Source organism: Pedobacter sp. Leaf132, from assembly GCF_920984695.1.
Classification (GTDB): domain Bacteria; phylum Bacteroidota; class Bacteroidia; order Sphingobacteriales; family Sphingobacteriaceae; genus Pedobacter.
The window spans coordinates 213,753-228,247 of record NZ_CAKLBO010000002.1 but is presented as its reverse complement, the minus strand read 5'-3'; the positions used below and the strand labels follow the sequence as shown (position 1 = coordinate 228,247).

The 14,495-nt window shown below is 34.2% G+C and carries 14 protein-coding genes; 6 read left to right on the top strand and 8 right to left on the bottom strand.

Features of this window, described 5'->3' with window-relative positions; genetic code table 11:
* Positions 1-191 precede the first annotated feature (191 nt).
* Positions 192-1,202, top strand: a complete 1,011-nt coding sequence (locus LUA86_RS04760) for a LacI family DNA-binding transcriptional regulator (RefSeq protein ID WP_231459450.1) — start codon at positions 192-194, stop codon at positions 1,200-1,202.
* A 24-nt stretch (positions 1,203-1,226) separates the two neighbouring features.
* On the opposite strand, the gene LUA86_RS04755 is transcribed toward LUA86_RS04760, so the two are convergent.
* Both LUA86_RS04755 and LUA86_RS04750 read right to left on the bottom strand, forming a co-directional pair.
* The gene (locus LUA86_RS04755; RefSeq protein ID WP_231459449.1) at positions 1,227-1,574 is read right to left on the bottom strand and encodes a Dabb family protein; all 348 of its coding nucleotides are present in this window, start codon (positions 1,572-1,574) and stop codon (positions 1,227-1,229) included.
* 64 nt (positions 1,575-1,638) lie between these two features.
* The gene (locus LUA86_RS04750; protein ID WP_231459448.1) at positions 1,639-2,940 is read right to left on the bottom strand and encodes a DEAD/DEAH box helicase; all 1,302 of its coding nucleotides are present in this window, start codon (positions 2,938-2,940) and stop codon (positions 1,639-1,641) included.
* A gap of 738 nt (positions 2,941-3,678) precedes the next feature.
* On the opposite strand from LUA86_RS04750, the gene LUA86_RS04745 reads away from it, so the two are divergent.
* Positions 3,679-4,704 (top strand): LD-carboxypeptidase, encoded by a 1,026-nt coding sequence (locus tag LUA86_RS04745; RefSeq protein WP_231459447.1) that lies wholly within the window; start codon positions 3,679-3,681, stop codon positions 4,702-4,704.
* Between the two features lie 58 nt (positions 4,705-4,762).
* Here the strand turns inward: LUA86_RS04745 and LUA86_RS04740 are convergent, their stop codons facing one another.
* Both LUA86_RS04740 and LUA86_RS04735 read right to left on the bottom strand, forming a co-directional pair.
* Positions 4,763-6,079: a nicotinamide mononucleotide adenylyltransferase gene (locus LUA86_RS04740; RefSeq protein WP_231459446.1), complete on the bottom strand. Its 1,317-nt coding sequence runs from the start codon at positions 6,077-6,079 to the stop codon at positions 4,763-4,765.
* A gap of 196 nt (positions 6,080-6,275) precedes the next feature.
* A complete protein-coding gene (locus LUA86_RS04735; protein ID WP_231459445.1) occupies positions 6,276-6,710 on the bottom strand; it encodes an Hsp20/alpha crystallin family protein in 435 nt (144 codons plus the stop codon).
* A gap of 67 nt (positions 6,711-6,777) precedes the next feature.
* Between LUA86_RS04735 and LUA86_RS04730 the strand changes: the two genes are divergently transcribed.
* Entirely contained in the window at positions 6,778-7,263 is a 486-nt protein-coding gene (locus LUA86_RS04730) for a thioesterase family protein (RefSeq protein ID WP_231459444.1), read from the top strand.
* Between the two features lie 332 nt (positions 7,264-7,595).
* Here the strand turns inward: LUA86_RS04730 and LUA86_RS04725 are convergent, their stop codons facing one another.
* Together LUA86_RS04725 and folB are read right to left on the bottom strand one after the other, a co-directional pair.
* A complete protein-coding gene (locus tag LUA86_RS04725) occupies positions 7,596-9,005 on the bottom strand; it encodes an FAD-binding oxidoreductase (protein WP_231459443.1) in 1,410 nt (469 codons plus the stop codon).
* A 2-nt stretch (positions 9,006-9,007) separates the two neighbouring features.
* Positions 9,008-9,376, bottom strand: coding sequence for a dihydroneopterin aldolase (gene folB, locus LUA86_RS04720; RefSeq protein ID WP_231459442.1), 369 nt, complete (start codon positions 9,374-9,376; stop codon positions 9,008-9,010).
* Positions 9,377-9,487: 111 nt separating this feature from the next.
* On the opposite strand from folB, the gene LUA86_RS04715 reads away from it, so the two are divergent.
* From LUA86_RS04715 to LUA86_RS04705, 3 genes are read left to right on the top strand one after another with little or no spacing between them, the layout of a single operon-like run.
* Positions 9,488-10,678: an acyl-CoA dehydrogenase family protein gene (locus tag LUA86_RS04715; RefSeq protein WP_231459441.1), complete on the top strand. Its 1,191-nt coding sequence runs from the start codon at positions 9,488-9,490 to the stop codon at positions 10,676-10,678.
* Positions 10,679-10,723: 45 nt separating this feature from the next.
* Entirely contained in the window at positions 10,724-11,104 is a 381-nt protein-coding gene (locus LUA86_RS04710) for an SRPBCC domain-containing protein (protein ID WP_231459440.1), read from the top strand.
* Positions 11,105-11,153: 49 nt separating this feature from the next.
* On the top strand, positions 11,154-11,366 hold the full coding sequence (locus tag LUA86_RS04705; RefSeq protein ID WP_231459439.1) for a hypothetical protein: 213 nt from the start codon (positions 11,154-11,156) through the stop codon (positions 11,364-11,366).
* Positions 11,367-11,433: 67 nt separating this feature from the next.
* On the opposite strand, the gene lysA is transcribed toward LUA86_RS04705, so the two are convergent.
* Together lysA and LUA86_RS04695 are read right to left on the bottom strand one after the other, a co-directional pair.
* Entirely contained in the window at positions 11,434-12,606 is a 1,173-nt protein-coding gene (gene lysA / locus LUA86_RS04700; protein ID WP_231459438.1) for a diaminopimelate decarboxylase, read from the bottom strand.
* Between the two features lie 318 nt (positions 12,607-12,924).
* Positions 12,925-14,238: an aspartate kinase gene (locus tag LUA86_RS04695; protein WP_231459437.1), complete on the bottom strand. Its 1,314-nt coding sequence runs from the start codon at positions 14,236-14,238 to the stop codon at positions 12,925-12,927.
* Positions 14,239-14,495: the final 257 nt, after the last annotated feature.

Sequence of the window (14,495 nt, the reverse complement as noted above, 5' to 3'; positions counted from 1 at the left end):
GAGAGATTTATATTAAATAGATTTAAATATAAATTTCTCAACAAAAAGGTTCATTTTACGTCAAATAAGCGTTATTCTGACATTAAATTAATTTTAATATTGTGTAAAGAATTGCAATACAAAACCGCTATTACGAGTATTTATTTTGTAATATTACATCGTAAAGATATTTCATATAGCTTATAAACTAGATGCAATCGAAACCAACTACCATAAAGGAAATCGCAAAAATTTTAAATATTTCGCCCTCAAGTGTGTCTAGGGGCCTGCATGATCACCCCAGTATTGGAGCCGTTACCAGAGAAAAAATTAAAGAACTTGCAAAATCATTAAATTACGAACCAAATAATGCGGCAATTCTTTTTCAAAAGGGCAAAACCTACACAATAGGCGTGATTTTACCAGAACTGGCTGAGCATTTTTTTTCTACTGCAATTTCGGCCATTGAAGATGAAGCCTTAAAAAGAAATTACACGGTTATTTTCGCTCAATCTCATGATGATTTTGAGAAAGAAGTAAAGTTGGTTGATAAAATGAAAAATCAACGGGTTGATGGTTTGCTGGTTTCCATTACAAAAGATACCTCAACATTTGAGCATTTCGAAAAGCTAAAAAGCTTTAATATTCCTGTGGTATTTTTCGATCGAATTCCTCCGGTAAAAAATGTACATTATGTTGCCTGTACTTTAGAAAATGCAACAATTAAGGCTGTAAATTACTTACTAAAAAAAGGGCACAGAACTATTGGAATGATTAATGGTCCGTCTACTTTGTTTGCTAGTGGCGAACGTAAAGATGGTTATATGCAGGCCATTAATTTTAACCGACTTAAATTCGATCCAACCTTAGTTACCAATTGCGACCTTACAGAAGAAGGTACAATAGAAGCTACAAATCAACTTATTAATCACAAAAGAAAACCATCTGCAATTGTTGCCTTTAACGATTATGTGGCGCTATTTGTTATAAAATACCTGAAAAAGCAAAACCTGGCTGATAAAATCGATATTGTGAGTTATGCCAACTTACCCTTAATGGATTATTTAGATTATTCGCCAATTGCTTCTGTAGAACAATACCCCTACCTGCAAGGGCAAAAGGCAGCAAATATCTTACTCGATTTGATTAACAATCCAAATACTGAAAACCAGGCATTTTACAATACCCTTGTCGAATCAGAATTAGTGGTTAATGAGAAGTAATGGCTAAAGCATTTAAATTTTAGCTTATCCGTAATTTGCAGATACAATTGTATCATGCACCACCACCCTATACCAGTTTTTAGAAAACTTTTCTACAGCATCTAAATGGGTTTTATCTTCCTGATAAGCGTTATGATCTTCGATGTTATCAAATGTTATGGTTAAGGAATAAGTAAAAGAGTTATCCGTAACAGGTCTTATTGGTGTATTTGCGGCCAAACCGTAATTTAATGTCTTAATATATTTTATAGGTTTTAAACTCTCGAAAAAATTTGTAAAATCTAATATTTCCGCTTTTGTTAATTGTGGCTTTAACCAAAACATCACAAAATGCTGAATCTGTCCTTTGGTAGCGTAACTATTTTCAGTCATAATTTTCAATAATTAGATATTTAAATTTAAAACGGTTAAATACTGTGAATATTAACAATGCGTATTAAGATAAACCTTTTTTGTTTTTATAGGTCATTTTAGCTTTTTTACCTGCGCTGTAATTGTAATTTTTAACGTTACTCGCTTTCTTATCGTGGAAAGCAGCGCCTCTTTCCAGATTATCTTCCTCTTCATCCTTTTTCTTTTTCTTCGGCTTTGCGGTAGATGCATCCACAATTTTCAAATCTTCAGGTAATTCAATAACTTCCATTCGTTCACCAATAGCTTGTTCAATCTTCTTAACCTCAATTAACTCAATATCAGTAGAAAAAGTTATGGCTACCATTTCATCATCGCCTTGCTTCACAATACGCTTTATTAACGTTTCTTTTTGCTCAGGTAATTCAAAATGTAAAATGAAAGGTATTCCCTGTATGTCTAAATCGCCTAAGTTTTCATTCGCCACAATCAAAACTCGGGCATCCGGATTGGCTTTAAAATCATCAATATCATCAAATCCTTCATCATCAAAAAACAATGAGCGATAAATGCTAATTTCTCCCTGTTTCGGATTGTTAAAATTTTTATAAACCGTTTGGGCAGTTAGCCTAGTATTTACGAAAACAATAACTTTATCAAAAAAATCAGCATCGTTTAACAATAAAGTTAAAAGATTTAGTTTAGTTCTAAAATTTGGAACCTGGTAAAGCATCTGCGGATAAACTTCTGCCTGTTTCTCTCCTATTTCATCTACCTCAATGGTTGTGGTAGAATCTTTCATAAATGGAGAAATCATGTGGTTTAATTTCTCATGTAAAACTTCTGTAAATACAACATGTTGAGATTTATATGCGCTATTTGCAAGTTCTACAACTGGCAATTGTAAACCTTTTTTAACAATAAGCTCAGCATTATCCACTATAAGAAGCTGAATTTTATTGGTGTTTAAGGCAAGTTTTAAGTACAAAGCCCGAGCTCTATCAGGCACAGCAACAATAATATCGCAACCATCGGTAATCTCATTCATCTGCGTTTCTACAACACCACGGCTATCTATACCTAAAATTCTGAATGTATTATTTCTATTTAATAATTTAAATTGCTCCAAAACGTGGTCTACATGCTCTGCATCAGGCACCAAAATTAATGCTCTTGGTGCTTCTTCAAAAGCATATTTCAATTTCATTAAAGTTGCTAAAACATAAGTAGTTGTTTTTCCGGCGCCTTCTGGTCCTACTGCTATAACATCTTGTCCACCCAAAATCCGCGACATGGTTTTTAACTGGATTTCTTTTGGTGTTAAAAATCCTGCATCCGTCATGGCTGCAACTAATGGTTTACTAAGTTTTAATTTATCTAATGACACGCTTATCGTTTTTGTATTGAATTGCAAATATCCTTAAAATAATTAGCTTTTAAGAACTTGATTAAAAGGTTTGGAAACGAGCGCCGCTTATTCTTAGATACTTCAGCCCTGCTATCCATTATTTTCGATGAAGAATCGAAACCATTTCTATCAGGTTTATTGAACAAAATACTGTGCTTAAATACAAATAACAGAGCATCCGCAGCAATTAAATAACTGAAATAAAGCCACTTAAAAAATAAATACAATATTATCTACTATATCTATAGAATTTATATACAATTTAATATATTTGCTTGCAGTTAGTGATTTATAAACTTGGCCGGTTGACTAATAGTAAGTTCGGAATTTAACAAAATTTGCCAAATGGTTCGATTCCATTAATGGCAATTAAGTTTTTTATAAATGCAATAACCTGATTCTGTTCAATCGGGTAAGATTTGGTTATCTTATATTTGTTTTGTTGTTAGCAAAGGCTACCCGCGATGGGTAGCCTTTAATTTTTGAATATTATTCCAAACCATCAAAATAGCTAAATATATTTAAGCTTATGTACATTTATTTAAAAATCTCAAAACATTTTTATTCATTCTTGGTTATCTTTACAATTCACATTATACTAATCTTTTACAGATTAATTTGTTTGGTTTAAAAAGGGATTTATGGATATAAATCCCTTTTCTTTTATGCGCTATTTTTAAATCATATATTCGCTAAAAACAAACCAATCTTTTTTAAATGAACAGAAAACACTTCCTTTCTTCAATTATTGCAAGCACAACATTGCTTCCTGCATTAAAAAGTTTGGCAAAATCAACAGAAAATGAAGGTTCATCATTTAGAATACCTCCATATTTAAAGCCTGGCGATATAATCGGAATAACAAGTCCGGCTGGCTACATCACCTTAGAGCAAATTCAACCATCTGTTTTACAAATACAAAATTGGGGTTTTAACATTAAAATTGGAGATACCATTGGTAAGCGTGATTTTACTTATGGCGGAACAGATGATGAAAGACTTAAAGATTTTCAACAAATGTTGGATGATCCTAAAGTTAATGCTATCCTGTGTGCAAGGGGTGGCTATGGTTTTGTGAGAATTATCGACAAGCTTGACTTTGCAGCATTTAGAAAAAATCCCAAGTGGATTATTGGTTTTAGCGACATTACAGTTCTTCATTGTCACTTAGCTAAAAATTATGGAATCGCTTCCATTCATTCAAAAATGTGTAATAGCTTTCCAGATGATTGGTCAAAAGCTGAACCTATTCAAGTAGAAACCATTTTATCAATCAAAAATGCCTTTGTTGGACAACAATTAAATTACAGTGCTTTAGCAAACCTTAACAACAAATTAGGAAAAGCTGAAGGTATTTTAGTTGGCGGAAATTTAAGCATTATAGAAACCCTGGCAGGAAGCGATTCAGATTTAGATACTAAAGGCAAAATTCTTTTTATAGAAGATACAGGAGAATATCTTTACAGTATCGACAGAATGTTGTGGAATTTAAAGCGTAGCGGTAAGTTAAAAAATTTAAAGGGGTTAATTATTGGTGGCTTTAAAGTTAAACCTGATGATATTGGCGAAGAGTTCGGCAAAACCATTTACGAAATTGTGCTGGAAAAAGTTAGGGAATACAACTACCCTATCGCCTTTGACTTTCCTGTCGGCCATCAGCGAAATAATTTCGCCTTAAAGTGTGGTGCTCATCATATTTTAGAAGTATTACAAACCGGGAGCACCCTAAAAAGCATGAGTTAGTTTGTGTAAGTGTAAGTATGTTTTAGAGAAGATTTACCCGATTAGTAAATGTAAAACATTAAACCGTTTTCACTTCGTCATCTTCGTAATCTTCAATATCGGTAATGTAACCGTTTATTAATAGAAAATCGAATAAAGGCTTGGCCTCTGCAGTAACCGGCATGTTAGCAGTTGTGATAACCTGATTGGTTTTTTTATCTAAAAACGGATAGGCAAATAATCTCACATTTGTATTAAACATATCGTTAACATAGCTTAGCAGCTGCCCTGAATAGTTTTCGCCTTTAAAGTTGGTAGAATTAAACACGAATTTCAGGTTATTAATGTTGGTAGCTAAACCTACACTTTTTGGCTTACACCTTGCCAAATATTTAGCCAGGCGATTGTGACGGGTAAAGTTTGATACCACTACAATATTTCCGGTATCGCACATTTCCTGGGCACGTTTTGCAACAGTTTCTAAATCAATATCATCTGGCGTTTCCTGGTCGTCGGTTAAAACGTTGGTTAATAAAACTTCTATCATAACGGCCAGATTTCCTTCTTCAACCTGATTTGTTCTTTTAAACTGATCTGTAGCTTTGTTAAACAAATTAAAGTTTGGTAATGATTTCTGACCATATTTGGTTCTTAAAATCATAATGTCTTTTTTGTATAACAAATCTTTTGCCTGGCGTGGATGAGCATCTGCATCGAAAATTGCAGCGGCAGAAAAATCTTTCATAATCATATAAAGATTTAAAAGAATGTTATCAACTTCTGGAAACACTGGTCCTTTAACAGAAATCAGGTCAATTTCAACTGAACCTATTGTTAAATTATCGGCCAATGATTCGACCATAGTTTTAGGTTCATGGCAATGGTAAAAAGCCGCGTAAACCAGATTTACACCAATAATACCCAAAACACGCTGTTGCATGTTTACATCCGTATCAAGCAACCTAACATGGAAAAATATTTCATTTGGTAAACTTCCTGGTTCATCCTGGAATCGAATCCCAATCCAACCATGAGGCTCATTTGTACGTTTGTAATTTAAGGTGGTAACAGTATCGGCGAAGGCGAAAAATGTTCTGCTTTCATACTTCTCACCAGATAACCTTTCATTTAGCAAGCCAAATTCATGGTCGAGCATTTGGATAAGGCGGTTTTGAGAAACATACCTGCCGTTTGATTCTGCTCCGTAAATAGCATCACTAAAAGTCATATCATAGGCCGACATTGTTTTAGCAACCGTTCCAGAAGCTGCACCTGCATTAAAAAAATTTCTAGAAACTTCTTGTCCAGCTCCTATTTCGGCAAAAGTACCGTAAATTCTAGGGTCTAAATTTATTTTTAATGCTTTACGTTTAGTATCCAGTATTTCTCTTACCATGCCGCAAAAGTACAAAAATGGTTTATTAGTTCAATTGGAAATTAGTTCAATTGGAATTTGTTAATTTTCTAACACCATTAACGAAGGCAAATTAACCAATATCCTAAAAACAAAATAAGGTTAGCACTATCCAATGCTAACCTTATAAAACCTAAACTTAAACTATTATGAAAATCCTCTTTCGAGAAACTCTTTATTACGATACTACGATTTCTTTATGTTGAGATTTTGTATCGTCTTTTTTGCCGATGGTGATATTTAGAATGCCGTCTTTATATTCAGCTGAAATTTTATCAGCATCAGCAGTTTCTGGTAAATTAAAAGACCTTGCAAATGAGCTGTAATCAAACTCTTTACGAGTAAAATCTTTTGCTATTTGAGTTTCATCTTTTTTTACTTCTGCCCAAACAGACAGTGTATCTTTTTTTAAGTTAATTTGAAAATCTTCTTTCTTTAATCCCGGAGCTGCTAATTCAATAACATAAGCGTTTTCATTTTCGTAAATATTTACGTTTGGCGATTTATCAACCATTTTGTTTTTAGTTACGTCATCGCTAAACAATGAATCGAAAACATTGTTAAAGTAAGGAGCTGTGTTGCGGGTTCTGTTGTTAAAATTTACAAGTGTCATATCTCTAATTTTTTATTTTTTAATTGATAAAAAGCATTATTCAACTTACATACCAAACCAAAAAATTATGATTTTTAAGACATTATGGCAAAATTTATCAAAATCTAAAGACAAATTGACAGAATCTAGAGTTTTTTCAGACGAATTCAACTATAAAACCAACATTCACACACGTTTTATTGATTTTGATATGATGGGTCATGTAAACAATTCTGTCTACTTCACATATTTAGAAATTGCAAGAACGAAATATTGGGAAGAAACCATAAAATGGGATTGGCAAAAGACCGGAATCGTAATTGCACATGCAGAGATTGATTACATTTTACCGATTGTTATGCAGGATAAAATTGCAGTTTATGTTAAAACATCAAGAATTGGAAGCACAAGTTTTGACCTGGATTATCAAATCGTAAAAATTAAAGGCGGCGAAGAGGTAATTTGCAGCAAAGGAAAAACGGTTTGTATAGCCATTGATTATGCATCAAAAAGACCAACAGAAATACCAGAAGCAGAAAAACAACGAATGTTGGGTTTTGAGCAATTGCAATAAATTTTATCTTTTTAAAAAAATTGAAGATTTAGAAAAGGAAATTTCTACAATTATTATCGTTAGTCGGGCTTTGCGCTAAATCTTTTAAAATACATCATAACGGCATGAACAAAGTTGCTACAATTTTAAAAGGATATCGCTTCAATCCCGTTTAGACGGCTGGGAAACTATAACTATTTGCAGTTGCAAGGCGTTTTACATAGTCCATTAATTTTAAACCCGACAAAAGCGGGCATCCCGATAGTTCATCGGGATAAAGCGAATGGCGGGACTAAAATTGCCACAAAGCACTGAATTTTCATTTCCAAAACCTTTTAATTATTTTTTATTCCCTATAATTTATCAGGCATAATTTTACCAGGATTTAGAATTCCATTCGGGTCGAATACCTGTTTAATACCACGCATCAGGTTTAAATGAATTTCTGAGTATTTAATTGGCATAAACTCTTTCTGAACCAGGCCAATTCCATGCTCACCCGATAAAGTTCCGCCCAAAGCGGTGGTAAGCTCAAAAATTTCGGCAATACCAAATTTAAGTTTGTTCTTCCAGTCTTCATCGCTCATTCCGGCTTTAATAATGTTTACGTGCAAATTTCCATCACCAGCATGCCCGTAACAAACACTTTCAAAACCATATTTAGCGCCAATTTCTTTGATACCATTTACCAATTTTGGCAAAGCTGCACGAGGCACAACGGTATCTTCTTCTTTGTAAACAGAGTTAGATTTTACCGATTCGGCCATTGTGCGGCGCATTCTCCAAAGCTCTTCTTTTTGCGTAGCTGTATCGGCAAACAAAACATCAGTACAATTATGTTCTTCTAAAACTATATTCGTTTTTTCACAATTTTTAAATATATCGTCCAAATCATCACCATCAAATTCAATCATCAGCAAGGCAGCAACATTATCTTTTAAATCGAATTTTATATCATCAAATTTAATAACCCACTCCACTCCTTTTCGCTCCATAAACTCCAGCGCTGATGGTGTAACACCTGCTCTAAAAATTGCGGAAACCGCAGCACATGCATCTTCGTTTGTAGCGAAAGAACCCATCATCAACACAGATTGTGATGGTTTGGGCAAAAGTTTGGTCACGATTTTTGTTACTACACCTAATGTCCCTTCAGAACCTATCATTAACTGCGTTAAATTATAGCCTGATGCATATTTTAGCGTGTTTGCACCGGTCCAAATGATATCGCCATTAGGCAAAACCACTTCTAGGTTCAAAATATATTCGCGGATTGTACCATACTTTACCACTCTCGGGCCACCAGAACCATGTGCAACGTTGCCCCCAATAAAACAAGAACCTTTACTACTCGGATCTACCGGATAGAGCAAACCTTTTTCTGCAACAGCGTTTATAAATTCTTCGGTAATTACACCTGGCTCAACCGTTGCCTGCAAATTTTCGGTATCAATATCTAAAATGGCTTTAAATTTTTCCATTGATAAAGAAACACCACCATAAATTGGTAAGGCAGCACCGCTTAAACCTGTACCACCACCGCGTGGCGTTACCGGAATATGGTGTTGGTTACAAATCTTAAGTAATTTCGAAATATCTTCTGCAGATGTTGGTTTTACAACAACCTCTGGCTGGTAACGCAAATCTTCTGTTTCATCGTGACTGTAATTATCTAAACTTTCCACATCCGTAAAAACCTTTTCAGTGCCGATAGCGGCCTTAATTTCTTCTAAAATTTCGGAATTAATTTTTGTAAAATTCATTTTTATTTGACTGAGGTATAAGATAATTTAACAAATGAATGCCCGATTTGCCCTGGCATTGGTGGATTTAACTTTTTAATGCTCACATTAACAGTTTCAACAAAGGGGTAAAGCTTAATTACTTTTGAAATAATGTTGTTTAAAACGGTTTCTAAAAGTTTTTGAGTTTTCTTCATTTCCTCGAGAATGATGGCATTTAAATCTTCGTAATTTACGGTTTGATTTAACTCATCATCAAAGCCCAACGGTAAAAATTCAGTTTCCAAATCGACAACAAAGTGATTGCCAATAAGTTGCTCTTCAGGATAAAAACCATGAAGTGCAAAACATTTTACATCTTTTAAGGCTACAGTTTGTTTAAAGTGATTCATTGAAGTTTTGTATGGCTCAAAAATAATTTTTATTCGCGAATATAATGCCCATTGCCGTAAATTGTTACCTTTGAAATGAACGCTTAAACCATAACCAAATTAGAATAAGCAATGAGCAAATCAGTGAAAAAAGACTTATACGAGGCCCCAGACTATTATTTGTTAGATGAATTGCTAACAGATGAGCATAAATTAATTCGTGCTACAGCAAGGGAATGGGTTAAAAAGGAAGTTACTCCAATTATTGAAGATTATGCGCAAAAAGCAGAATTTCCTAAACATTTAATTAAAGGATTGGCAGATATTGGAGCATTTGGCCCGACAATTCCGGTAGAATATGGTGGTGCTGGTTTAGATTATACTGCTTATGGCATTTTAATGCAGGAAATAGAAAGAGGCGATTCAGGAATTCGTTCAACAGCATCAGTACAAGGTTCCTTAGTTATGTATCCAATTTATGCATACGGTAGCGAGGAACAGCGTAAAAAATATTTACCAAAATTAGCGAGCGGAGAAATGATGGGCTGTTTTGGCTTAACTGAGCCAGATCATGGTTCTAATCCAGGTGGAATGGTGACTAATATAAAAGATGCAGGCTCACATTACATCTTAAATGGTGCTAAAATGTGGATTAGTAATGCGCCATTTGCAGATATCGCCGTAGTATGGGCCAAAGATGAAGCCGGTAAAATACGTGGTATGGTAGTAGAACGCGGCATGCAAGGTTTTTCTACTCCAGAAACGCATAATAAATGGAGCTTAAGGGCATCAGCAACTGGAGAATTGGTTTTTGATAATGTTCAAATCCCGAAAGAAAACGTTTTTCCAGAAATTAGTGGATTAAAAGGACCTTTAGGCTGCTTAAACCAAGCTCGTTATGGTATTGCCTGGGGTGCATTAGGTGCTGCAATGGATTGTTATGATACTGCACTTCGTTATTCAAAAGAGCGAATTCAATTTGGCAAACCAATTGGCGGTTTTCAATTGCAACAAAAAAAATTAGCAGAAATGGTTACCGAAATTACTAAAGGTCAGCTCCTGGTTTGGCGCTTGGGTGTTTTAAAAAGCGAAAACCGTGCAACTGCTGAGCAAATATCAATGGCAAAAAGAAACAGTGTAGAAATTGCATTGGATATTGCCAGAAATGCCCGCCAAATGTTAGGCGGAATGGGCATTACCGGCGAATATTCGATAATGCGCCACATGATGAACCTTGAATCGGTAGTTACCTACGAAGGCACGCATGACATACATTTGCTTATTACAGGCATGGATGTGACGGGATTGAATGCATTTAAGTAAGGAGCAGGAATTTAATAGATTTAAGGATTTTAAGATTAATAGTTGATGAGAGACTATAAAAAATACACATACATACCCGCAACACCAGAAGAAGTTTATTTAGCGCTTACAAAAGATATTAGCATTAAACTTTGGACTGGTGCTGAAGTGGAGTTTGAAGAAAAACCAGAAACAGAATTTTCTTATTGGGATGGTGATATTGTTGGAAAAAACTTAGCGTTTGAAACCAATAAAAAAATTGTTCAGCAATGGTATTTTGGTGAAGAAGGTGAACCTTCAATTGTTACGATTAAACTTCATGAGGATAAAAAAGGAACTTCGTTAGAGTTTAAACAAACCAATATACCTGACGAGGATTATAAAGACTTTACCGAAGGAATAGAAGAATATTTTATAGGAGGATTAGTGGATTTCTTTGAAGAATAAAACATAATTATGCTTACGGCTGTTTAAATTCAAATCAAAATTTAAAATTATGAATAAAACCGTTGGACTCGTACTAATAATTGTTGGAATTGTAATGCTGGTTTGGACAGGCTTTACTTACACTAAAAAGGAAAAAGTTGTTGATGCTGGTCCGATACAAATATCGGCTGATAAAGAAAAATCAGTAAACTGGCCGCCTTATGTTGGTGGCATTGTTTTAGTTGCTGGCGTGGTTGTTTTTGTAGCATCTAAAAGAAAATAGAAAATTTGTCATTCTGAGCTTGTCGAAGAACAATAAAGTACTTCGGCAAGCTCGATGTGACAAAGTTCTAAATCTCGTTACTGTAAACCGTTCTTATTGCGTCTCTCAAATTGTATTTTGATGCCATAACTTCTCCGTAAGCACCTGCGCTACGAATTGCAAAAACATCTCCTCTAAAAGATTCAGGTTGTTCTACTTCTTTGCCAAAGCAATCTGTACTTTCGCAAATCGGTCCAACAATATCATATTTAATAACTTCAGTAGTCTGACTTCCGTTTTCTGACTTCTTACTTAAATTTTCAATTTTATGGTAAGCCTGATATAATGCCGGACGCATCAATTCTGTCATGCCTGCATCCAATACTACAAAATTTTTCTTCTTGCCTTTTTTAATGTATAAAGCTCTGGTAATTAATGATGCAGATTGTCCAACCAAGGCTCTTCCTAATTCAAAATGAACCTCTTGGTTTGGTTTAATCTCTAAAAAATCTTTAAATATTTTAAAGTAAGATTTAAAGTCGGGTATTTGATTGTCTGGATTGTAATAATCGATACCTAAGCCACCACCAACATTTAAAATTTCAACAACGAATCCTTTTTCCTCAAACCATGTACAAAATTCATTAACACGAACGCAAAGATTTTTGTAAACATCTAAATTTGTAATTTGAGAACCAATGTGAAAATGTATGCCAATAAATTTAAGGCTTTTGGATGCCTTTAAAGTTTCGGCACATTCTGGTAAATCCCATGAATTGATGCCGAATTTATTTTCATCTAAACCTGTTGTAATGTTGTGGTGCGTGTGTGCATCAACATTTGGATTTATACGTATAGCAACTTGCGCAGTTTTACCTTTAGCCGAAGCCAATTCATTTAAAACTTCTAACTCCTGAATAGACTCTACATTAAAGCAGAAAATATCTAAATCCAGTGCTTCATTTATTTCTTTATCGGATTTACCTACTCCGGCAAAAACAATTTTCTTATTATCGAAACCAACTTCTACAGCTCTTCTTACCTCTCCGGCACTTACACAATCGGCACCAAAGCCTATGTTTTTAATTTGCTCCAGCAAAACTGAATTGAAGTTTGCTTTTAGTGCATAATGTATGTGAAACTGATATGGAGCTGCAGCTTCAGCACAAGTGCTTAAAGTTCTTTGCAGTAATTCTGTATCGTAATAATAGAATGGCGTTTCAATATTGTTAAACTTTGATATATCTTTATCGGCGAACATGTTCAAATTCCTTATTATAATTTTAATTTTATTCTTTGGGCTTATTTATTGGGGTAACTATCTCGACTTAAAGCATGGAAGAATTAACCAAAAACAATACAACGGTAAGATTCGATTTTTCATCGTTTTACTTCTTATCGTATTATTCCTCTTTTTTATCAGAAAATGAAGATAGTTGCAGCCATATTTATAGCTCTTATTATTTCTTTAGGATTATTTAATTCTTACAGGAAATACAAAAATGAATTATTACCAGCAAACTTTTTAGCTTTTCACATGATTTTGGGTTTGCTGATAATTATTGGATGTTTGTATCTCCTATTCGAATAACCTGTTGTGCAAACTTCTTAAAGCTTCCGTTTTATATTCACTTAAAATTAATAAAGAAACATTGTAATTGCTTCCGCCGTATGAAATCATACGGATTGGAATGTGTTTCAATCCCTCTAAAACTCTACTTGCAAAACCATGTTTTTCTGAGCCAAAATCTCCAACAACACATACGATACTGTGATCTGTATCAACTTCTACAGTTCCGAAGCTTTCTAATTCTTCAATAATTTTTGAAAGATTTCCGGTTTCATCAATAGTTAATGAAACAGCAACTTCTGAAGTGGTAATCATATCAATTGGTGTTTTATAACGCTCAAAAACTTCGAAAACACGACGTAAGAAACCATAAGCTAATAACATTCGGCTCGATTGAATGCGAATAGCCGTGATGCCATCCTTAGCCGCAATTGATTTAATTTTTCCTTTCTCGCTATCGTGTGTAATTAAAGTTCCAGAAGCACTTGGTTCCATAGTATTTAGCAAGCGAACAGGAATTTTGTATTTCTGCGCAGGAAAAACTGATTGTGGATGCAAAATTTTTGCTCCAAAATACGCCAACTCGGCAGCCTCATCAAAAGATAATTGAGCAATCGGCTTGGTTCCTTTAACAATACGAGGGTCGTTATTATGCATACCGTCTATATCCGTCCAGATTTGAACTTCCTCAGCAAGAATTGCAGCACCCAATAAAGATGCTGTATAATCACTTCCTCCGCGGCGTAAATTATCAACTTCACCAAAACTGTTACGACAAATATATCCTTGTGTAATGAAGAGTTTATTGTTTTTATGTTCCTCCAACAAAGGCATTAAATGTTTCGTTGTAAAAGCAATGTCTGGTTCACTGTCTTCATCAGTTTTCATAAAATCTAACGCAGGTAGCAAAACTGAATCTACACCAATAGATTTTAAATAAATGTGATATAAAGTTGTAGATAATAACTCACCTTGTGCCAATACAACTTTTTCTTCAATTGGCGTAAAAATATCATTTGCCAGGCCGGCTAAGAAACCGAAATGATAATCAATCACTTCGTTTCCCTGATCTTGAAATTCTGCAGACGGCAATAATTCTACTACAAAGGTTTTATATTTTTGATATAAGTTTTCTATACACTCGCTACCCTTCTTCTTATCACCAGCTAAAAAATAATTTGCAATTTCTACTAAACTATTTGTTGTACCAGACACGGCTGATAATACTACAATCTGTTCTTCATTTGGATTAATAATATCCAATAACTTCGTCATGCGCTCAGGACTACCTACAGAAGTACCCCCAAATTTTAATATTTTCATCTAGTTAATAATTATTTTAGCTGTAATAAGAAGAACACAATTTCTATTGTGCCTACCAGAATATAAAAATGCAATTCAATCATTTTTAATACTGGATTTTCTTTATTATTGTATCGGGGCGTGAAATTAAGCAAAAGCTACTTAAAAGCAACAACCTCAACAAAATAAAATTTGGAACGGTTGAAAATATTTCAACAATACCAAACTTCATGAATTAAATTTTGTTCAACACCAGATATTAAATTAAAAATACAGCT